The sequence below is a fragment of the Pseudomonas sp. SBT1-2 genome, from assembly GCF_028640875.1.
Lineage (GTDB): Bacteria > Pseudomonadota > Gammaproteobacteria > Pseudomonadales > Pseudomonadaceae > Aquipseudomonas > Aquipseudomonas chlororaphis_I.
The window spans coordinates 18,081-39,002 of record NZ_JAQZAA010000094.1 but is presented as its reverse complement, the minus strand read 5'-3'; the positions used below and the strand labels follow the sequence as shown (position 1 = coordinate 39,002).

Sequence of the window (20,922 nt, the reverse complement as noted above, 5' to 3'; positions counted from 1 at the left end):
GACCGTGCGTTTCTGTAGGAGCGAGGCTTGCCCGCGATTGCATCAGCCCTGACGCCACCCACCCTCGACAGCGGGAAGTCTATCCTCTAGCGCCGCCCTTAGTTTAGAAAAATCTGAACTAAGTATTTGCCCGTAGCGATTCTTCCCGCCCACTACATTTCGCAGAATCGGCCCCACTCGGTTTCGCCGGCACTCATTGCTGCGCTGAAAACCCCATAAATAAAACAACGATGAGGCCAATCCCGTGGACAAGATTCTCCACCAACCACTGGGCGGCAACGAAATGCCGCGCTTCGGCGGCATCGCCACCATGATGCGTCTTCCCCATGTACCTACTCCGGCTGGCCTGGATGCCGCCTTTGTCGGCGTCCCGCTGGACATCGGCACCTCGCTGCGCGCCGGCACCCGCTTCGGGCCCCGTGAGATCCGTGCCGAATCGGTAATGATCCGTCCGTACAACATGGCCACCGGCGCCGCGCCCTTCGACTCGCTGAACGTGGCCGACATCGGCGACGTGGCCATCAACACCTTCAACCTGCTGGACGCGGTGCGCATCATCGAAGAAGCCTACGACGGCATCCTCGAGCACAACGTGATCCCGCTGACCCTGGGCGGCGACCACACCATCACCCTGCCGATCCTGCGTGCCATCCACAAGAAACACGGCAAGGTCGGCCTGGTGCACATCGACGCCCACGCCGATGTCAACGACCACATGTTCGGCGAGAAAATCGCCCACGGCACCACCTTCCGCCGCGCCGTCGAAGAAGGCCTGCTGGACTGCGACCGCGTGGTACAGATCGGCCTGCGCGCCCAGGGCTACACCGCCGAAGACTTCAACTGGAGCCGCAAGCAGGGTTTCCGCGTGGTGCAGGCCGAAGAGTGCTGGCACAAGTCGCTGGACCCGCTGATGGCCGAAGTGCGGGCAAAAGTCGGTGACGGCCCGGTGTACCTGAGCTTCGACATCGACGGCATCGACCCGGCCTGGGCGCCTGGCACCGGCACCCCGGAAATCGGCGGCCTGACCACCATCCAGGCGATCGAGATTGTCCGTGGCTGCCAGGGCCTCGACCTGGTCGGCTGCGACCTGGTAGAAGTCTCGCCGCCGTACGACACCACCGGCAACACCTCGCTGCTGGGCGCCAACCTGCTGTATGAAATGCTCTGCGTACTGCCGGGCGTGGCGCGTCGCTGAGGCCCGGCCATGAACGAGCGCGAGCAGGTTCTCAAAGCCGCCGCCGAGCTGGTGGCGGCCTTCGCCCGTAACGATCGCGAAGCCTACTTCGGTGCGTTCAGCGTTGACGCCAGCTTCGTCTTCTACAGCCTCGCCCAGCCCCTGCTGTCCCGCGACGCCTACCAGGCGCTGTGGGACAGCTGGCGCCGCGAGGATGGCTTCGAGGTGCTGTCCTGCACTTCGAGCAACGCGTTTGTCAGCCTGCTGGGGGACACCGCGGTATTCATTCATGACGTCGCCACCGAGCTGCGCATGCAAGGGGAGCAACACTTCAGCCAGGAGCGCGAGACCATTGTTTTTTGCAGACAAGGGTCCGGCACACAACAACAAGGCCTATGGCTGGCCTGCCACGAACATTTGTCCGCAATGCCGGAAGGGCTGCCACCCCCTTAGCCAGAAAGGTGACGCTCACACACGATGAGCGCGCCTTTGTGATCGGAGCAGATCATGAATAACAACAACAAAGAAAAAAGCCTTAGCAGCATCGAAACAAACGGAGTCGAACAGATTCCCGACCATGAACGCGACGCCCGGCCCAGCGACCTGTTTCGCCTGATCTTCGGCGGCGCCAATACCTTTGCCACCGCCGTGCTCGGCAGTTTCCCGGTGCTGTTCGGCCTGTCGTTCCAGGCGGGTGTCTGGGCGATCGTGCTGGGCGTGATCCTGGGGGCATTGATCCTCGCGCCCATGGGCCTGTTCGGGCCGATCAACGGCACCAACAACGCGGTCTCTTCCGGTGCGCACTTCGGCGTGCACGGGCGGATCGTCGGCTCGTTCCTGTCGTTGCTTACCGCCATCGCCTTCTTCTCGCTCTCCGTGTGGAGTTCGGGGGACGCCCTGGTGGGCGGCGCCAAGCGCCTGATCGATCTGCCGGAAACCGACCTGACCCTGGGCCTGGCCTACGGCCTGTTCGCGATCCTGGTACTGACGGTGTGCATCTACGGCTTCCGCTTCATGCTGTGGGTCAACCGCATTGCCGTATGGGCCGCGAGCTTGCTGTTCCTGCTGGGGATCTTCGCCTTCGCGCCGGCCTTCGACAGCCAGTTCGCCGGGACCGTGGCCCTCGGCCAGGCGGGTTTCTGGGCGGCCTTTATCGGCGCCGCGCTGGTGGCCATGAGCAACCCGATTTCCTTCGGCGCGTTCCTCGGCGACTGGTCGCGCTACATCCCCCGCGAAACGCCGAAGGGCCGGATCATGCTGGCGGTGATCGCCGCGCAGATCGCCACCCTGATTCCCTTCCTGTTCGGCCTGGCCACCGCCACCATCGTGGCGATCAAGGCACCCGACTACATCGCCGCCAACAACTACGTCGGCGGCCTGCTGGCGGTTTCGCCGAGCTGGTTCTTCCTGCCGGTGTGCCTGATCGCGGTGATCGGCGGCATGTCCACCGGCACCACCTCGCTGTATGGCACCGGCCTGGACATGTCCAGCGTGTTCCCGCGGGTGCTGTCGCGGGTCAAGGCGACCCTGCTGATCGGCGTGCTGTCGATCGCCTTCATCTTCATCGGGCGCTTCGCCGCCAACCTGGTGCAGAGCGTGTCGACCTTCGCCGTGCTGATCATCACCTGCACCACCCCGTGGATGGTGATCATGCTGATCGGCCTGCTGGTGCGTCGCGGCTTCTACTGCCCCGACGACCTGCAAGTCTTCACCCGTGGCGAGCAAGGTGGCCGCTACTGGTTCCAGCATGGCTGGAACTGGCGTGGCCTGGGGGCCTGGATCCCCAGCGCGCTGGTCGGCCTGTGCTTCGTCAACCTGCCCGGGCAGTTCGTCGGTCCGCTGGGCAACCTGGCCGACGGCATCGATATCAGCCTGCCGGTGACCCTGGGCCTAGCCTCGCTGGTGTACCTGGCCTTGCTCAACCTGTTCCCGGAACCGCCCGCGGTCTACGGCCCCAACGATCCACGCAGCAAGAGCACGGATTCGCTCGGTAAACCGGTCATGCGCCAAACCGCCTGACTCAAGCATGACCTGTAGCAGCAGGCTCGCCGGCAATCACGCCTCACACGACGGGTCCGCCAGACCGCGTCGCCTTGATTGCGGCACGCCTCGCTTCTACAGCAAGCCACTATAAGAAAGACAATCGGAGACACGCCATCATGGCTTTAGATCTACTCGTCGTACTCATCTATGCCGCCGGCATGCTGGTGCTCGGCTATTACGGCATGCGCAAGGCCAAGACCCACGAGGACTACCTGGTAGCCGGCCGCAACCTGGGCCCGACCCTGTACATGGGCACCATGGCCGCCACCGTGCTGGGCGGGGCCTCCACCGTCGGCACCGTGCGCCTGGGCTATGTCCACGGTATCTCCGGTTTCTGGCTGTGCGCAGCGCTGGGCCTGGGCATCATCGCCCTCAACCTGCTGCTGGCCAAACCCCTGCTCAAGCTGCGGATCTTCACCGTTACCCAGGTCCTGGAAAAACGCTACAACCCGATGGCCCGCCAGGCCAGCGCAGTGATCATGCTGGCCTACGCGCTGATGATCGGCGTGACCTCGATCCTCGCCATCGGCACCGTGCTGCAAGTGCTGTTCGGCCTGCCGTTCTGGATCTCGGTGCTGCTGGGCGGCGGCGTGGTGGTGATCTATTCGGCGATCGGCGGCATGTGGTCGCTGACCCTGACCGACATCGTCCAGTTCGTGATCAAGACCGTCGGCCTGATGTTCATCCTGCTGCCGATCTGCCTGTACCGCGTCGGTGGCTGGGATGAGCTGGTGGCCAAGCTGCCAGCAGCCAGCTTCAGCTTCACCACCATCGGCTGGGACACCATCGTCACCTACTTCATGATCTACTTCTTCGGCATCCTCATCGGCCAGGACATCTGGCAACGGGTGTTCACCGCCAAGACCGAAAAAGTCGCGCAATACGCCGGCACCGTCGCCGGCTTCTACTGCATCCTCTACGGCCTGGCCTGCGCCCTGATCGGCATGGCCGCGCACGTCTTGCTGCCGGACCTGGACAACGTCAACAACGCCTTCGCCGCCATCGTCAAAGCCTCGCTGCCGGACGGCATCCGTGGCCTGGTGATCGCCGCGGCCCTGGCCGCCATGATGTCCACCGCCAGCGCCGGCCTGCTGGCCGCCTCCACCACCCTGACCGAAGACCTGCTGCCCAAGCTGCGTGGCGGCAAGCAGTCGAGCCTGGGCATCAACCGCCTGTTCACCCTGCTGACCGGCATCCTGGTACTGGGCATCGCCCTGGTGGTCAACGACGTGATCAGCGCCCTGACCCTGGCCTACAACCTGCTGGTGGGCGGCATGCTGATCCCGCTGATCGGCGCCATATTCTGGAAACGCGCGACCACCGCCGGCGCCATCGCCAGCATGGGCCTGGGCTTCCTCACCGCCCTGGCGTTCATGTTCAAGGACGGCCTGGATGCCAACACCCCGATCTACTACAGCCTGGCTGTCGGCCTGATCAGCTTCGTGGTGGTGAGCCTGCTGTCTCGTCGTCCGGCAACCCTGGCCAACGCGATCTAACCTCAGGTCAGACGCCGTACATTTTTCTTCGGCGGGTGCAGCGTCGGTGGCTGCACCCGTTTTTTTCGCCTGGAGGAAAGTCGATGAAGATTGTCAGCCGCGACCGCTGGTTCGAAGTCAGAAGCCTGAGCGACGGGATTCGGCTGATCCACGAGCCCTATATCCGGCCGTTCTATCGCTGCAACCTGTGGCATATCCAGGGCCGCGACAGGGACTTGCTGCTGGACAGCGGCTCCGGCCTGGTCAGCCTGCGCGAGCAGTTGCCCTGGCTCACCGAACGGCCCTTGCTGGCGGTGGCCAGCCATTGCCATTTCGACCATATCGCCGGACATCACGAATTCCCCGAACGCCTGGTGCACCCGGCCGAGGCGCAGATCCTCGCCGCGCCCGACGGCGCCAATACCCTGTCTGCCGCCTACGTTGGCGACGCAATGTTCGAGGCCCACCCGGATTGCCCGTTGTGCTACGCCGAATATCGGGTCAAGGCCGCCCCGGCAACGCGCCTGATCGAGGAAGGCGACGTGCTCGACCTGGGCAACCGTAGCCTCCAGGTGCTGCATACGCCCGGTCACTCCCCCGGGGGGATCAGCCTCTGGGAAGCGGCCAGCGGCACCCTGTTCAGCGGCGACATCATCTACGACGGTCCGCTGGTCGAAGACGCCTATCACTCCAACCTGGAGGACTACGCCACCAGCCTGGAACGCCTGTACCAGCTGCCGGTGCGTACTGTGCACGGCGGCCATTTCGGCAGTTTTTCGGGAGCGCAGCTGCGCACGATGATCGAGGATTGGATCCGTCGGCACCCCTGAAGCTGTGCTGTACTGCACACAATCCCGCCCGCTTCAAAGCCCCTGCGCAGGCCCCTGGCGAAAAGAGCAACATGAATAGAGCCGAAGTCCGACAAGCCGTGCATGACTTCATCAGCCGCCTGCTGGATGGCAATGACGGATTTTCCGACGACGTGAGTCTGCAGGAATTGGGGTTGGACAAGCAGGATATCGAGGACCTGATCTTCCACCTGGAAGATGAGTTTGGAGTGACCGCCTTCACCCACGAAGAAGACCAGATGCTCAAGGCGGCGAACAGCGCCAACGACCTGAGCCGGTTTCTGCTGACGATTTCACGGCGCTAAGGATTTCATGGCGCTGGGCGCCATTGGCGGGTTGCGAGTTGACGGGTTTGAATCAGAAGGCGGCAACCGATCGCGAGTAAACCTGCCCTCGCGCGCCTGAAAAGTGACGGGAGCAGGCTGGATGCCTGCTCCACTCCCGAGCCGATGGTTAGCGGCGACGCTGTTGCCGACGCCGTTGTTCGTCGTCTGTGCGAATTGGCACCGGCTGCAATGGCGGCTCGATCAGCCCCAGTGCGACCCCGAGGTCGTGAAGCCAGTTTTGCAGTTTCTCTTTCATAGTGCCCCCCTTAAGGGTCGTGCCCAGCGGCAGGGTTCTGGAGCCGCTTAGCTCTGATAATAGCGCTAAGTTCCGCGCATTGCTCAACCTGGATGGCAATGATCTGTTACCGGATTAATCTGAATCAGCCTGCCCGTTTCAGGCCGTCGCCCGCTGATCCGTCTGACTCGCCTGTTGCAGCTCGATCCAGGCATTGAGGTTGGCGCCGAGCATGCCCTTGCGCCACATCAGCCAGGTGGTGGCACTGGCGAATGGCTCGGCCAGTGGATGGACCGCCACGCTTTCGCGACCGGGCAGGCTGGCGAGCATCGACTCCGACATCAACGCCACCCCGGAGCCGGCAATCACGCAGGCCAGCATCCCCTGATAGGACTCGATTTCTATCGCCCGCCCCATGGCCGCATGATAGTGGGCGAACCACGACTCCAGGCGCAGGCGATACGAACAGCCGCGACGAAAGGTGAACACCGCGCGCCCTTCGACATCCCGGGCGCTGCGGATCGGCGGATGATCCGCCTCGCTGATCAGCACCAGCTTTTCATCGCACAGCGGCACCCCGTCCAGGCTGGCCAGCTCCAGAGGGCCGTCCACCAGCACCGCATCCAGGCGCCCGGCCAGCAGGCCTTCGAGCAACTCGCTGCTGGGCGCCGATTGCACCTGCAGGTTCACCGCCGGGTAGGCGCGGTGGTAACGCGCCAGCAGCGCCGGTAATTGAATCGCCGCCGTGCTGTACATGGTGCCCAGTACGAAATCCCCGGCCGGCTGACCGCCCTGCACTGCCCCATGGGCCTCATCGCGCAGGGCAAACAGGCGCGCGGCGTAATCGAGCAGTACCTTGCCCGCTGGCGACAGTTGCAGCCGCTGCCGTTCCCGCAGGAACAGCTCGACGCCCAGTTGCTCTTCCAGTTGCTTGAGCCGCGTCGACAGGTTGGACGGCACCCGATGCAGGCGCTCGGCCGCCCGGGTGATGGAACCTTCCTCGGCGACCGCCTGGAAGATGCGCAACTGGCTGAACTCCACGACCATTCTCCAAAAACGAACAAGTTACTCAATATTATTCATTTTTATAGAAAGTCAATCAGTCCTAGCCTGACGGTCATTGCCCACTCGACGGAACCCGGACCATGTCACCGCTGATTCGCTTACTCGCCAGTTTCATTGCCCTGATGATGGCCATGGGCATTGGTCGCTTCGCCCTCACCCCGCAACTGCCGCACCTGCTGAGCGAGGGCCAGGTCGACCTGACCGACACCGGCCTGATTGCCGCCGCCAACTACCTGGGGTATTTCATCGGCGCGCTGGATGCCATGTTCGCCCGCCGCCCGCGCCAGGTTCGCCGACGTCTGTTGGGCGGGCTGTGGCTGTGCGTGCTGCTGACCCTGGCCTCGTTCTGGGCCGGCGGCTTCTGGGCGCATTCGGTATTGCGCTTCGGCACCGGCGTGGCCAGTGCCTGGGTGATGGTGATGATCGCCGCCCTGAGCCAGCCCCTGGCACATGCCACCGGCCGGCCACGCCTGGGCGCCCTGGTGTTTGCCGGGCCCGGGCTGGGGATTTTCCTCACTGGCCTGCTGGCCCTGGGCTCGAACCTGCTGGGGCAAAGCTCCGCGACCCTGTGGCTGGTGTACGCCGCGGCCGGCCTGCTGATGCTGCTGGTGATCCTGCCGATCCTGCCGCAACCTGCCATGCCCGCACTGACCGCCCAGATGCCACACGCCTCGAGCCACAGCGGCATCCCCCGCCTCGGGCTGGTTTATGCGCTGTACGGCCTGGGTTACATCATCCCGGCGACCTTCCTGTCACAGATGGCCAGCGCGCGCTTTCAAGGGCAATGGCAGGCCGACCTGTTCTGGCCGTGCTTCGGTCTGGCGGCAGCCATCGGTGTGGGGCTGGTGAGCCTGCGCCGGCACAGCCCGAACGCCACCCGCCACTGGCTGATGGCGACCTTGTGGCTGCAAGCCGCCGGGGTCTTCGCCTGCCTGCTGGGCAATGGCGCTGGCCTGGCGCTGGGGGTGATGCTCTGCGGCACGCCGTTCCTGGCCTGCATGCAACTGGTGATGCAGCGCTCGCGGGAGCTGGCGCCCCACACCACCCAGCGCAACGCCGGTTTGCTCACGGCCTGCTTCGCCATGGGCCAGTTGAGCGGGCCACTGCTGGCAGCCCTGAGCAGCCATTTCAGCGGTGGCCTGCAACCGGCGCTGATCGCCGCCGGCAGCAGCCTGCTGCTGGCGGGGGTCTTGCTGTTGAGCCAACAACCGCTTGCCCGGGAGTGCCACGCCACCGCCTGAGCCTGGGGTTACAGCAAACTGCGGATCCGTCGGCGCAGCCACTGTTCGGCGCTGACGAAGGTGATGCCCAGCAACACCAGCACCGCACCGATCACGAAGTTGAGACTCAGGGGTTCGCCCAGCAACAGGACCCCGAAGGTGACGCCGAACAGCGGCGTCATGAAGGAAAACACCGCCAGGTTAGCGGCCAGGTAACGGCGCAGCAGCCAGAACCAGGTCAGGTAGCTGAAAAACGACACCACCAGCCCCTGGAACAGCACGCTGGCCACCGCCACCGGGGTCAGGCTGACATGGGTGACCTGGCCGCTCAGCACGGCGATCAGCAGCAGGCCGACAAAACCGACGATCAACTGATAGAACAGGGTCAGGGTCGCCGGCGCCTCGGACAGGCGCGACGCGCGCACCACCACCGTGGTCGCGCCCCAGGCCAGGCCGGCCAGCACGCCCAGGGCATCGCCAAGCAGCATGCGCGTGTCCAGGTTATCCAGCGAGATGCCGCCGGCGAAGGCCACGCCGATGCCGACGAACGCCAGCAGGATCCCCAGCCATTGCAGGGGCCTCAGGCGCTCGCTGGGCAGCAGCCAGTTCACCCCCAGCGCGGTGAAGATCGGCGCGGTATAGAGAAACACCGACATGTGCGCGGCGCTGGTGAGCTTGAGCCCTTCGGCGATAAACAGGAACTCCAGGCCGAACAGGCTGCCGGCCAGCAAGCCGCCGCGCCAGGTACTGCCGATCTGCGACCAGCCGCCCTTCCAGCACATCAGCAAGGCCACCAGCAGCGCCGAAATGCCCGAACGGGCGGCCGCCTGCATCACCGGTGCGATATCCGCCGCGGCCCACTTGATCATCACTTGCTGTACGCCCCAGATCAGGCACAGCCCCAACATCACTTGCAGTGCAAAACCGTCGGCGCTGCGCCGCTCGATGCTCACCGCGGCCCCTCGGGCAGATTCATAGACATGGCAGTTACTCGACAGAAACGACAAAGCCCCGGAACCGGTCCGGGGCGAAGAATTGATGTGCTGTCGATTATCAACCAAACGGACAGAAAAAAACGCCTGGAAAAAGACCTTTATCCTGACCCTCAGCTCGAGGCCGTCGGGCTCAGCCTCAGGGATGGCGAGGCCTCATGGCGCGCGAGGAGGAAAAACAGCGCGCCACCGAGGAAACACCCGGTGAACCAGGCGAAGTTGGCCATCGGCTGCAATGCTGGCGTGAAGGTGATCGCCACGCCCACCAGGGTCGCCGGCACCAGCGCCTTGACCGCGGTCCAGTTGACGCCGCCGCTGTAGTAATAACGCCCGTCCGGGCCGTCGTTGAACAGCGAGTCGACATCGATCTGCTGCTTTTTGATCAGGTAGTAGTCCACCAGCAGAATGCCGAACAACGGGCCGATAAAGGCGGCCAGCACGTCGAGGGTGTAGTGGATCACCTGGGGGTTGTTGAACAGGTTCCAGGGGGTGATGAAGATCGACGCCAGGGCCGCGATCATGCCGCCGGTGCGCCAGCTGATCCGGCTCGGGGCGACGTTGGCGAAGTCGAAGGCCGGCGAGACGAAGTTAGCGACTATGTTGATGCCGACGGTGGCAGTGACAAAGGCGAAGGCGCCGAGCAGCACCGCGACGTCGTTGTCGATCCGCGCCACAGTGGCGATCGGGTCATGGAGCATTTCACCGAACACCGGCAGGGTGCCGGAGACGATGACCACGGTCACCAGGGAGAACGCCAGGAAGTTCACCGGCAAGCCCCAGAAGTTGCCGCGCCGCACATCCTGCATGCTGCGGCAGTAGCGGCTGAAGTCGCCGAAGTTCAGGGTCGGCCCGGAAAAGTAGGACACCACCAGCGCCGTGGCGACAATCACCTGGCCGAATGCCTGCCAACCCGACAGCGACTTCTCCCCAAGGGTGAAGCTGATGTTGCTCCAGCCCGCCTTCCACACGATCCAGCCGGCAAGAAGGAACATCACCGCGTAGACCACCGGACCCGCCCAGTCGATAAAGCGCCGGATCGATTCCATGCCGGCCCAGAACACCAGGGCCTGGACCAGCCACAGCGCCAGGAAACCGAACCAGCCCAGGTAGGACAGCCCGGCAAAATGCGGCTCGGCATAGGCCGCCATGGCCGGAAAAAAGCGCAGCACCACAATGATCAGGGCACTGGACGCCAGGTAGGTCTGGATCCCGTACCAGGCCACCGCGATCAGGCCGCGGATCACCGCCGGGATATTCGCCCCGAACACGCCGAACGCCAGCCGGCAGATCACCGGGTACGGCACCGCCGCCTGCTGGCTGGGCCTGGCCACCAGGTTGGCGATCAGTTGCACGATGCAGATCCCCGCCAACAGGGCCACCAGCACTTGCCAGCTGGCCAGCCCGAGGGCGAACAGGCTGGCGGCGAATACATAACCGCCGACGCTGTGCACGTCGCTCATCCAGAAGGCGAAGATGTTGTACCAGTTCCACTTCTGCGGCAGCGGCCCCAGGTCCTGGTTGTACAAGCGCGGGCTGTAGCCCTTCGGTAGTTGCTCGGTCATTGCAAGGCTCCTTGTTGGACAGGCTCTGCCCCCGCGATTGACCTTGCGACCACAGTGCGTACGGGAGCAGGCATGAATTGTATACGAAGCACTACGCAGAATGCGTGCCATACCGGAAAAAGCTGTAGGCGAACGGCGCTAATCACTTGTCCATCAAGGGCTGAGGCTTGGCTACACAAAGATGATCAGCAGGCGGAATCAGAAGTAGGCATGCCCGTTGGCTGTGCATGACTGCCTGATATCAGTGCATCGACAAGGGGTGATCGATTGTATACAGCGCCTTTGCGAGTGTTCGGATACACCGGCCCCGACTCCCGCCTCAAGCAGCCAGAAAAAAGGCAATAAAAAACCGCTGCCGGAACCGGCAGCGGTTGTTCGGTAACGCCCTCGTGGCGCGGTCGTGATCTTCGACCGCAACTACGCCCGGGAGGAACGGATCAGGTCAGTTCAATGCGATCGGCATGAATAACGATCTGGCCATTCTTGTACAAGGCGCCGATGGCCTTCTTGAAGTTGCCCTTGCTGACACCGAACAGGCCACTGATCACCGTTGGATCGCTCTTGTCGCTGACCGGCAGGGTGCCGTTATTTTCCCGCAACTTGGCGAGGATCTTGGCGTTCAGGCTGCTGGCCAGTTCTTCGCCCACCGGTTGCAGGCTGAGGCTGATCTTGCCGTCGGCGCGGATCTCTTTGATGAAACCCTTTTCCTGTTTGCCCGGACGCAGGAACTTGAACACTTCGTTCTTGTGGATCAGGCCCCAGTGCTTGTTGTTGATGATCGCCTTGAAGCCCATGTCGGTGCTCTCGGCCACCAGCAGATCGACTTCCTGGCCGACCTTGTAGGTCACCGGAGCCTTGTCCAGGTAGCGGTCCAGACGGGCCGTGGCGGTGATGCGACGGGTGTGCTTGTCGAGGTAGACGTGCACCACGCAATACTCGCCGGCGGTCAGTTGGCGCTTTTCCTCGGAGTACGGCAGCAACAGGTCCTTGGGCAGGCCCCAGTCGAGGAACACACCGATGCTGTTAACTTCCACGACTTTAAGACTGGCGAACTCACCGACTTGAACTTTTGGTTTTTCGGTAGTTGCAATTAACTTGTCGGCGCTATCCAGATAAACAAAAACATTCAACCAGTCTTCATCTTCACTGGGAATATCCTTGGGAATATAACGATTGGGCAGCAATATTTCGCCATCCGCCCCGCCGTCCAGATATAAACCGAAGTTAGTGTGTTTAACCACTTGCAAACTGTTGTAGCGCCCGACTAAAGCCATTTCCAATACCCTCATTGCGTGGGCGGCATTCTACCCGTTTTTCCGGGCCTGGTTGGCCCGAGTCGCCGGATAGCAGCGGATATTTTCCTGAATGCCTTGATTTTTATGGCTTTGCGCCAGCAACCGGTTCCGCCCGTCAGGCCAACCGGCAGCGGCTTTTGCCTCAGCGCCGCCGAGCAAGCCTTTCTTTTTGCCATTGTCTTTATTTAAAACAGCAGCTTATGGGGATATTCCCGAGATCAACTTAGGATTATTCGAGAGTTTTCCACTGTTATTCCAGGAGGATATTTACCAAGCAATTGTCAAGCATTTCATGTATGATGGCTGGCCAAATTAATTTCCTGAAGGTTAATGGCCGCCATGCGTGTAAAAGCATCCAACAGCAAAGCAAAGCCAGCTCCAGCCGTTGAAACCAGCGAATCGATCAACGATCAGATTGCTGCTTTCCTGAAATCCGGCGGCGAGATCCAGCAAATTGCCAAAGGCGTCAGCGGCCAGACTTTCGGCCCGTCCAAGCAGATCAGCCTGGGCAAGAAGTAATCCCTCCGCAACACCTCCTGGTCCCTATGCGCTTTGAGCCTCAAAGCGCTAGGACTAGAGTTCTGAGCCCTCCCCTCCTGTAAAAATCGACGAACGGCCCTCATCCCCGAGGTTTCGCCGGTATCCTTGCACACCTCTAGATCGAGCATTTCAGCAGGTTTCGCGGTTCCTGCTCCTCGCGTTTCATGGAGTGAAGCATGCTCAAACCCTCTCATGTGCTGCTTGCCAGCCTTCTCGCCAGCCCCTTGGTCCACGGGCAGATCTTCCAGCGCGCACTGGGGGACTTCGACCTCAAGCTCAGCAGCACCCCGAGCCGCAGCATGGCCCAGGGCCTGGTCAAACCCTCAGCCACCGGTTCGTTCCATGGCGGCCTGGACCTGACCCACGACAGTGGCTGGTACATCGGCCAGTGGTCGCCGAGCATGGGCCTGGGCGAGAGCGACCTGGAAGTGGACTCCTACCTGGGCTTCAAGCGCCCCTTCGATAAAACCCTGGGTTATGAAGTGGGGATGATCCAGTACAACTACCCGCAACTGGCCCCGCAGGACAGCCAGGAGTTCTACGGCGGCCTGACGCTGCTGGGCAGCCGCTTCGGCGCCGCGTTCAGCCAGGAACCGGACACGCGCAACAGCACTCTGTTCGCCGACCTGGGCGGCAACCAGCCTTTCGGCATCGGCGTCAGCATCAAGTACACCACTCATCAGCTGGGCAACCCGGTTTCGGTGAGCAGCGGCTACGTCAGCAGTTTCAACGACTGGTCGATCAAGTTCTCCCGCCCCTGGATGGGCATCGACCTGAAACTGATCTACAGCGACTCCAGCCTCAACGGTAGCGATTGTTCGGCCTATTCTGGACATAACGCGCAATGCGACGGTCTGCTCACCTTCAAGGCCGAACACTCGTTCTATTGAGCGGCTGAACTGCCGGAAGCGTTCCGGGTTCAGATAAGAAACCCATGCCTTACAACCCCAGGCCTTCGCAAGGACTTGCCATGTCGCGCCGGCTGCAACACCTCACCCTGCTACTGCTGCTAAGCCTGGTGCTGACCTCCTGCAATCGGGTCGGCCTGGCTTACCGCAACCTCGATGTGATCATTCCCTGGACGCTCAACGACTACCTGGAAATGAACCGCGAGCAGAAAATCTGGTTCAACGAGCGCCTCAAGGAACACCTGAGCTGGCATTGCGGCACGCAACTGCCCGGCTACCTGGACTACCTGGACCGCCTGCAGCAGATGGTCGAGCGCAATCAGGTCAACGATGCCGAGCTGCAAGAATTCACCCGCGAAGCCAAGCAGGCCATTGCCCAGACCGCCCACGCGATCGCGCCGTCGGCCATCGAGTTGTTGCGAGGCCTGGATGATCAACAGGTCGCGGAAATGAAGGCGGCCTTCGCCAAGGACATGCGCCAACGCCGCAGCAAATACCTCAAGTCACCACTGGAACAACAGATCAGGCTGCGCGCCGAACGCATGGACAAACGCCTGACTACCTGGCTCGGCCCCCTCACTCCCGAGCAGACCCAGCGGGTGGCGGACTGGTCGACGTCCCTCGGCGAACAGAACCAGCTCTGGCTGGCCAACCGGGCCAACTGGCAGGCGCAGTTCAGTGCCGCGCTGGAACAACGCCAGAACAGCGACTTCGACAAACGCATCGAGCGCCTGCTGGTGGATCGCGAAAGCTTCTGGACACCGGCTTATCGCCAGGCCTATGCCAACAGCGAACAGGCGTCGCGCAACCTGCTGGTGGACGTGATGGCCCAAAGCACGCCAACCCAGCGCAAGCATCTGCGCAACAAGCTGCAGAATGTGCGCAATGAATTCGAAGCGTTGAAATGCATGAGGACGGCACGCCAGAAGTAACGCCTGAATAGCCGTCCAGCGAGGTGGGGCTGGCGGGCGACCGTTGGGCGGAACCGTCCGGCGGCTGTCGATTTGCCCGCGGGTGAAACGACTAGCCTGTGTAGGCACTGTCGCCGCGCCACCTTTGTCGCAGGAGAAGACGTCATGCACCTCAACGATCATCCGGTCGTATCCCGGGAACAATGGATACAGGCCCGCAAGCAGCACCTGATTCACGAAAAGGCGTTCACCCGCCAGCGCGACCAGCTCAGCGCCGAGCGGCGCGCCCTGCCCTGGGTGAAAATCGACAAGCCCTACCGCTTCCAGGGCCCCCACAGCGAACTGAGCCTGGCCGACCTGTTCGGCGATCACAGCCAACTGGTGGTCTACCACTTCATGTTCGCCGAAGGCTGGGACGAAGGTTGCCCGGGTTGCTCCTTTCTCTCCGACCATATCGACGGCGCCAACCAGCACCTGGCCCATCACGACATCGCGCTGGTGGCAGTGTCCCACGCGCCCTTCGCCGAGTTCCAGGCGTTCAAGCGGCGCATGGGTTGGAAGTTCGACTGGGTCTCGTCCGCCGGCTGTGATTTCAACTATGACTTCGGGGTCTGCGCCCGGGCCGACGAGGTCGCCGCCGGCACCGCCACCTACAACTACGAAAAAACCGACGGCGCCGAAGAAGAGCTGCCCGGCCTCAGCGTGTTCTACCGCAATGAAGCCGGCGAGATCTTCCACACCTACTCCACCTACGCCCGTGGCCTGGACCTGCTGGTGGGGGCCTACAACTACCTGGACCTGACACCCAAGGGGCGCAATGAAGAGCAGATCATGGACTGGGTCAGGCACCATGATCGTTATGACGACAAACCGGCCGCCAGTTGCTGCCATGGCGGTTCCTGAGCGTTAGACCGAGATCGCGAACAAGCCCGCCCCTGTAGGAGCGAGCTTGCTCGCGATCTCGTCCGTCCTGTCACGACAAAAAAACCGGCCGGCGCAAACCCACCGTCTCGCCCCCGGCTAAACTTGGCTCCATGAGCTCTGCCTATCACAGCCTCCACGAATACACCCTGCGCATGAACCGGGTGCTGGAGCATATCGACCAACACCTGGACCAGCCGCTGGAGCTGGCCGAACTCGCGCAGGTCGCGCATTTTTCGCCCTTTCACTTCCATCGCCTGTTCACCGCCTGGGTCGGCGAAACCCTGGGCGACTACCTGCGCCGGCGGCGCCTGGCCTGTGCCGCCTATCAGCTGGCCAGCCATCCGGAATTGAGCATTCTGGAGGTGGCGCTGGAGGTCGGTTTCAGCTCCGGCGAAGCGTTCTCCCGGGCGTTCAAGCAGCACTTTTCGGTCACCCCGAGCACCTGGCGCAGCACCGAACCCAAACGCTGGCACCGCCGCCTCAGCGACGTCCGCGAACGGCGCCTGCGCGAATTGAGCAATCCTGATCAGACACACATCCCGGCCTTCGACGATCCTGACGCCTTCATCCACCTGAAGGAACTCACGATGAACGTCATCCTCAAGGAACTGCCTCCAGTCCGCGTCGCCTACTTGCGCTATATCGGCCCCTACGGGCCGGGCATCGGCACCTTCTGGCGCGATACCGTCGCCCCCTGGATGGTCGAAAACGGCCTGCTGGGCCGTGCGCGCTACGGCATCGGCCACGACGATCCCTACGTCACCCCACCCGAAAAATGCCGCTACGATGCCTGCGTCGAAGTCCCCGTCGACTTCAAGGCCAGCGCCCCCGCCGTCGTCACCACCCTGCTCGGCGGCCTCTACGCCGTCGCCCACTACCAGGGCAAAGGCCCCGACATCGCCGACGCCTGGACCGAACTGTGCCGCGACTGGCTGCCCAAGAGCGGCATGCAATTCGATGCACGGCCAGCGTTCGAACGTTATCCGGTGGACGCGAAATACGACATGAAGACGGGGGAACTGGAATGTGAAATCTGTATTCCGGTGAAGGCGTTGTAAGCCGTAACGAACGGAGAAACGACACGGGGCAGCCAACGCTGCCCCGTTTTTTACGCCTCAGGAATACTCGGCCTAGAGGCTGTCGCTGGTAGAGAACCCACCGCCGCCCGTCGATCGGGAGGAACTGAACGAGCTGCTGGAACTTGAGCTACTGCTTGCGGAATTGCTCGGGCGACCGCTGGAACGGCTGCTCGAACCGCTGCTGGAGCCACTGCTCCAAAAGCTCGGGGCCGGCCTGCTGGCGCGGCGATGGCTCCCCACCTCATTCGCCACCTGGGAGAGGGACAGCGCGCCCTGCATGAACCCGGCAACCAGAGAGTCAAGATTCATACCTGCGGAATAGCTGTAGCTACCGCTGATAGACCCACTCGACTGTAATTCACGCTCAAGCTGCTTGGCTCTTGCATAGTCGCGCTCGGTATCCCTGCACTTCATCTCCAGGAACGGCACGCGCAACCGCAGATCATCGAGCTCAGAACGCAAATCACGCACCCTCTGCACCAACTCGTCGTCCTGCGGCGTCGTTGTCTGCCCGGTCAAGTGCTCAAGCTTGGCATCACTCATCTCGGCCAATTGCCGGGACAACAGCTCAGCAACCTGGGCAAAGTGCTCGTCCCCCTTGGAGACGAACAGCCCCAGACGCTCATGAACGGCATTGGCCTGAGCCTTGCCGGCCTCCACGGCCTCGCGCTCCGTCTTCAGGCGCGCTTGCAGCACCGACAACAGGGTGCCCGCCAGGGCTTGCTGATACAGCCGCGCCAGCTCGGCCTCCTGAACGGCCCGATGGCTGTCCCGTTGCCACTGGGCGCCCTCATTGGCTTCCTGCATGGCCAGAAGGCTCTGCTCGATCGCGCTGTTCTGCGGGAAATTGCACAGGCGGGCAATCCACCGATCCAACTCCCGAAAAAACGACCGGCCAACATAACGATCCGTACCGAACCCGCGGCCCTTCAAGTAGAGGTACAGAGGCTCGGTCTGAAAGGCCCGAAGCTTGCCGCGACATTCATCACGCAGCTCCTGGTAAGACGCGGCCGCCTCGTTGCACCGCTCGACAGCCTCCGCGAGGATCGCGGCTTGCTGTTGGTACGCTGGATCTACCGTCAACTGCCGGTCGACATCGGCAACGAGGGCCTCGATTTCCTGGGAAACCGTCGACATCTCCTGCAGGTGCTTGGCAACCCCGGCCTCCGCCACCGCCAATTGCTCACGCAACTCGGACTCGCTCCGCTCCCGCTGGTCCAGCAAACGCTGAACCTCGTCCGACAGCCGAGCCCCACCGGCCAGCTGAAAGTTGGCAATCTGTGGAAAGACGCCAGCGATCTGCTGCTGCAAGCGCAGTTCCTGCTCGTGGGCATTGGACAACTCGAGCTGGAACCTACGCAGTTCTGCCTCGTATCGCCGAGAGTTCTCGCCAAGGGACGCAATCATGCTGCTCGAGTTCATTACCACTCCAGGATGTAATCAGGTTTGGTTTTGACAGGCCCTTTAACGAAGGTGAAGGTCAACGAGTTGGCCGCCTTTTTACCCATCAAGCGATCATCGACATGACCATCCAGAAGCTTGTCATTCTTGGCTGCCTGATAGGTTGCCTGACTGACGCGCACGCCAAAGATCGAGGCATAACGCCGCTCCCCGCTCTCGATACTGGTGATGGGGACCGGGACCACATTGCCTGAGGCATCGCTCGCCTCGGTCAGCAGATACCAGGTCTTGCCTCCAGTCGGATCATAGTTGCGTTCGATCATCGACTTCTCGCCGGTACGGCTGACCACTTCCAGGGTCAACGGCGTGGCTGCGACGGTCCGCAGTCGTTCGAGCTCCTGCAGGCCATGCTCGGCCGCCGCCGTATCCATATCCTTGACGGCCTGATCGACCTTGGCGAACAAGGGTTGGAACTGCTCGGCGTCCGCCTTGCTCAAGCCCATCTTGCGCAGGTTGCCTCGGGCCTCTTGCAACTGCGTGAGATAGGGGCTGATCACACGGGTTTGCGCTATCAGCGCATCCAGCTGCTCAAGCGCCGACTGAACCGCCGGCAGGCCTTGGGTGTCGGCCTGATCCAATGCGGAGCGCACCTTGGTTGCCGCGGCGGCAAGCGCCGGATAGGTCGTGCCGAGCACCGCGAACGACGCAGCCGTCACCTGGGTTTTCAGCTTGGTATCAGCCGCCAGAAGCTGCGTAACCGTGTTCAGCTGAGGCTCTAGCGCCTGCAGGTCGGCAGCCTCCTTCTTCAGGTTTTCAGTCACCGAAACCGCCAGCGCGGCATCCTCGGCCCGGCTCTGTGCGGTGACTTTGGGCGGCAGGGTAACCGGCTGCGCCAGGCGAACCTTCTCCAGTGCCTCATGGACAGGTTTAAGCAGCCGGACCGCGGCCGGCACATTGTTGGCCAACGCCTCCGACTCAAGGCCCGACAGGCGTTTTTCCAGGCGATCCAACTGCACGCCCCGAGCATCGGCCTGGGCCCGTGCCTGATCCACCTGAGTCTGGGTGGCCTGCAGGCGCACCCCGGCAAAAAAATCGGCTACCGGCCGCGCCATGAAAATCGCGCCCAGACTCACGATCGAGAACACCGCCAGGGGCATCAGCCATTGAGCGCGAGTGATATAGACCTGCGCCAAGCATTTCGACCATGGGCCCATCGGCTGGGCCTCGTAGGTCAGTCGAGTGGCGAAGAAACTTCGCACGCCCTCCTCGACCAGAGCATCCTCGACCTCGACCCCCCGGGATCGATAAAACTCGCGAATCCGTTCAGCCACCAACTGACGGTGCCTGGGCAGGTCCAGATGTTTCTGCACCTCGGCCTGGCTGTGCCGCAGCTCATCGATGAGGGCCATGGCCCCCATCTGTTCGGTGAGGGAGACACTGCTCACCTTAGAGTCCCTTTTGCAGGAGTGCGCTGAAACGACGCTTGCTGTCCTCGGTGATCGACTCGATCTCGGCGGCCGCCGCAGAAGACTCTTTGCGCAACTCCTGGATCAGGCTCAGGCTGCTGGCCTGGAACTCCACCACGGCCTCGGCCAGGGCTTTGACCGAACTGACCTTCAGGTTCGTTCCGTAGCCCGCCTTCAGCGCGGCATTGAGCTGCTCCCCGCCCACTTTGGCCTGCGCCTCGAGACTGGAGTTGATCCCCTCGTTCATCGCATTAAGGGTATTGGTGACTTCAGCCAGCCCGCCGGAGGACGTGAAGCCCGCCGCCAGACCGGTGAGCACGATCTCATTGGTGGCGAAAAAGCTCACGGCACGCTGGTACAGACGCTCCTTCACCGAGTGGTACTGGCTCAAACGCGCAAACACCAGCTCGGCCGCGTTGTAGGCCGCCTTCAGCTGATCGGCGATGTCGGTGATGATCTGGTAACGCTTGTCCTCGTCCTGCAGATTGCGCAGCGCCACATCCCGCGCCAACTCCAGCTTCACCCGCTCGGCCGCCTCCAGCTCGGCCACCTCCAGCGCCGTACCGGCGTCCGCCAGGGTTTTACGCCCGGCATCGAGCTGCGCCTGGGCCACCTTCTGCACCTCGCAGGCATCGACCTCGGCCGACTTCATGGCCAGCCGATAGTCCTGATAAGCCTCTAGGATCAGGGTTTCCAACTGGATCTGCTCATTGGCCGACTTCGCCACCGCCAGATAATTCTTGCGAATGTCCTCGAAGCGATCCGGAATCGAGCCACGGCGCATGTTCAGCCAGGTCAGCTGGATCCGCTCGGAGAACTGCAGCTTGCCGTCGGCCATCCACTCCATCATCTGCTGCGCATCGGCCTGGATCGAATCGAAACTGGCGGCGATGTCGGCATACCGGGTACTGATATCCATGCTCTGCAGCTTGTCGCGTACCGAGGCATTAAAGACCGTGGACTGTTGCAGGGTCGCGGCGATATTGGTCACCCGGTTGGCGTCATACACCGACACCTTGTCCAGCAACGCCAGCACGGGTGCATCCTGGGTGGGAAAGTTGATACCGACCGAGCGGAGGGCGGACATGGAGCGTTCGAGGTAGTTCATGAGCGTATTCCCAGTGTGGAGCCTTGGTTCAAAAGCTCCATCATCCTTTGACAGGTGAATAGGCGAAGGGGCTTCCACCCCTCGGAATCAGGTACAGACGGGAGCATTGAAAGCACCGCGCAAAAGCGATGCCGTCAGGAAATCTGGAGGCTATGCGTGCACATCCCGCGCAGGGCGTGACAAGAGACCGACCGCAGCCGGAACCGCTGAAACAGCCGCCACAGGCCCTGCCGAACGGATGTGCGCGCCGAATGGTAACAGAGCTTGGGGCTGAAAGTTCTCGTCTGAGCCCGGTGCCTTTAGCAAAGTGCCAGTATTGCCCGAAACCTTTTGCGGGAAGCCGTACTCTG

20 protein-coding genes are annotated in these 20,922 nt (G+C 62.4%); 12 read left to right on the top strand and 8 right to left on the bottom strand.

What is annotated here, in order from left to right; translation table 11 throughout:
- The first annotated feature begins 244 nt into the window (after window positions 1-244).
- The 6 genes from speB to PVZ78_RS20415 all read left to right on the top strand — a co-directional run bounded on the left by speB (window position 245) and on the right by PVZ78_RS20415 (window position 5,845).
- Window positions 245-1,195 (top strand): agmatinase, encoded by a 951-nt coding sequence (speB, locus tag PVZ78_RS20440; protein ID WP_007920678.1) that lies wholly within the window; start codon window positions 245-247, stop codon window positions 1,193-1,195.
- A 9-nt stretch (window positions 1,196-1,204) separates the two neighbouring features.
- Window positions 1,205-1,627, top strand: coding sequence for a YybH family protein (locus PVZ78_RS20435; protein WP_028681961.1), 423 nt, complete (start codon window positions 1,205-1,207; stop codon window positions 1,625-1,627).
- Between the two features lie 54 nt (window positions 1,628-1,681).
- A complete protein-coding gene (locus PVZ78_RS20430) occupies window positions 1,682-3,193 on the top strand; it encodes a purine-cytosine permease family protein (RefSeq protein WP_063428937.1) in 1,512 nt (503 codons plus the stop codon).
- 140 nt (window positions 3,194-3,333) lie between these two features.
- Entirely contained in the window at window positions 3,334-4,713 is a 1,380-nt protein-coding gene (locus PVZ78_RS20425; protein WP_016702295.1) for a sodium:solute symporter, read from the top strand.
- Window positions 4,714-4,796: 83 nt separating this feature from the next.
- The gene (locus tag PVZ78_RS20420; RefSeq protein ID WP_009047629.1) at window positions 4,797-5,522 is read left to right on the top strand and encodes an MBL fold metallo-hydrolase; all 726 of its coding nucleotides are present in this window, start codon (window positions 4,797-4,799) and stop codon (window positions 5,520-5,522) included.
- Between the two features lie 71 nt (window positions 5,523-5,593).
- On the top strand, window positions 5,594-5,845 hold the full coding sequence (locus PVZ78_RS20415; protein ID WP_009047628.1) for a hypothetical protein: 252 nt from the start codon (window positions 5,594-5,596) through the stop codon (window positions 5,843-5,845).
- A 148-nt stretch (window positions 5,846-5,993) separates the two neighbouring features.
- On the opposite strand, the gene PVZ78_RS20410 is transcribed toward PVZ78_RS20415, so the two are convergent.
- On the bottom strand, window positions 5,994-6,122 hold the full coding sequence (locus PVZ78_RS20410) for a PA1414 family protein (RefSeq protein ID WP_009042667.1): 129 nt from the start codon (window positions 6,120-6,122) through the stop codon (window positions 5,994-5,996).
- A 138-nt stretch (window positions 6,123-6,260) separates the two neighbouring features.
- Window positions 6,261-7,142 (bottom strand): putrescine utilization regulator PtrR, encoded by an 882-nt coding sequence (gene ptrR, locus PVZ78_RS20405; protein WP_009047627.1) that lies wholly within the window; start codon window positions 7,140-7,142, stop codon window positions 6,261-6,263.
- 104 nt (window positions 7,143-7,246) lie between these two features.
- Between ptrR and PVZ78_RS20400 the strand changes: the two genes are divergently transcribed.
- Window positions 7,247-8,407: an MFS transporter gene (locus PVZ78_RS20400; RefSeq protein WP_273829154.1), complete on the top strand. Its 1,161-nt coding sequence runs from the start codon at window positions 7,247-7,249 to the stop codon at window positions 8,405-8,407.
- Between the two features lie 8 nt (window positions 8,408-8,415).
- Here PVZ78_RS20400 and PVZ78_RS20395 read toward each other — a convergent pair whose 3' ends face one another.
- The 3 genes from PVZ78_RS20395 to PVZ78_RS20385 all read right to left on the bottom strand — a co-directional run bounded on the left by PVZ78_RS20395 (window position 8,416) and on the right by PVZ78_RS20385 (window position 12,214).
- A complete protein-coding gene (locus PVZ78_RS20395) occupies window positions 8,416-9,339 on the bottom strand; it encodes a DMT family transporter (RefSeq protein ID WP_009047625.1) in 924 nt (307 codons plus the stop codon).
- A gap of 152 nt (window positions 9,340-9,491) precedes the next feature.
- Window positions 9,492-10,940 (bottom strand): NCS1 family nucleobase:cation symporter-1, encoded by a 1,449-nt coding sequence (locus tag PVZ78_RS20390; RefSeq protein ID WP_016702299.1) that lies wholly within the window; start codon window positions 10,938-10,940, stop codon window positions 9,492-9,494.
- Window positions 10,941-11,377: 437 nt separating this feature from the next.
- Complete coding sequence (locus PVZ78_RS20385) at window positions 11,378-12,214, bottom strand: CvfB family protein (RefSeq protein ID WP_023968236.1); 837 nt, start codon at window positions 12,212-12,214, stop codon at window positions 11,378-11,380.
- A 351-nt stretch (window positions 12,215-12,565) separates the two neighbouring features.
- Here PVZ78_RS20385 and PVZ78_RS20380 point away from each other — a divergent pair, with 351 nt between their 5' ends.
- The 5 genes from PVZ78_RS20380 (at window position 12,566) to PVZ78_RS20360 (ending at window position 16,576) form a co-directional block, all read left to right on the top strand.
- A complete protein-coding gene (locus tag PVZ78_RS20380) occupies window positions 12,566-12,754 on the top strand; it encodes a hypothetical protein (RefSeq protein WP_016702300.1) in 189 nt (62 codons plus the stop codon).
- Window positions 12,755-12,951: 197 nt separating this feature from the next.
- Window positions 12,952-13,665, top strand: coding sequence for a TorF family putative porin (locus PVZ78_RS20375; protein WP_016702301.1), 714 nt, complete (start codon window positions 12,952-12,954; stop codon window positions 13,663-13,665).
- A gap of 80 nt (window positions 13,666-13,745) precedes the next feature.
- Window positions 13,746-14,615 (top strand): DUF6279 family lipoprotein, encoded by an 870-nt coding sequence (locus PVZ78_RS20370; RefSeq protein ID WP_101281978.1) that lies wholly within the window; start codon window positions 13,746-13,748, stop codon window positions 14,613-14,615.
- Window positions 14,616-14,759: 144 nt separating this feature from the next.
- Complete coding sequence (locus PVZ78_RS20365; protein WP_273829153.1) at window positions 14,760-15,497, top strand: DUF899 domain-containing protein; 738 nt, start codon at window positions 14,760-14,762, stop codon at window positions 15,495-15,497.
- A gap of 131 nt (window positions 15,498-15,628) precedes the next feature.
- Window positions 15,629-16,576 (top strand): AraC family transcriptional regulator, encoded by a 948-nt coding sequence (locus PVZ78_RS20360; protein WP_053268463.1) that lies wholly within the window; start codon window positions 15,629-15,631, stop codon window positions 16,574-16,576.
- A gap of 72 nt (window positions 16,577-16,648) precedes the next feature.
- Here PVZ78_RS20360 and PVZ78_RS20355 read toward each other — a convergent pair whose 3' ends face one another.
- Genes PVZ78_RS20355 through PVZ78_RS20345 form a run of 3 tightly spaced genes read right to left on the bottom strand, consistent with a single transcriptional unit; the run spans window position 16,649 to window position 20,572 of the window.
- Window positions 16,649-18,019 (bottom strand): hypothetical protein, encoded by a 1,371-nt coding sequence (locus tag PVZ78_RS20355; RefSeq protein WP_273829152.1) that lies wholly within the window; start codon window positions 18,017-18,019, stop codon window positions 16,649-16,651.
- The gene (locus PVZ78_RS20350) at window positions 18,019-19,443 is read right to left on the bottom strand and encodes a DUF6384 family protein (RefSeq protein WP_273829151.1); all 1,425 of its coding nucleotides are present in this window, start codon (window positions 19,441-19,443) and stop codon (window positions 18,019-18,021) included. The genes PVZ78_RS20355 and PVZ78_RS20350 overlap by 1 nt, the downstream gene beginning before the upstream one ends.
- A 1-nt stretch (window position 19,444) precedes the next feature.
- Window positions 19,445-20,572, bottom strand: coding sequence for a merozoite surface protein 3b (locus PVZ78_RS20345; RefSeq protein ID WP_273829150.1), 1,128 nt, complete (start codon window positions 20,570-20,572; stop codon window positions 19,445-19,447).
- Window positions 20,573-20,922 lie beyond the last annotated feature (350 nt).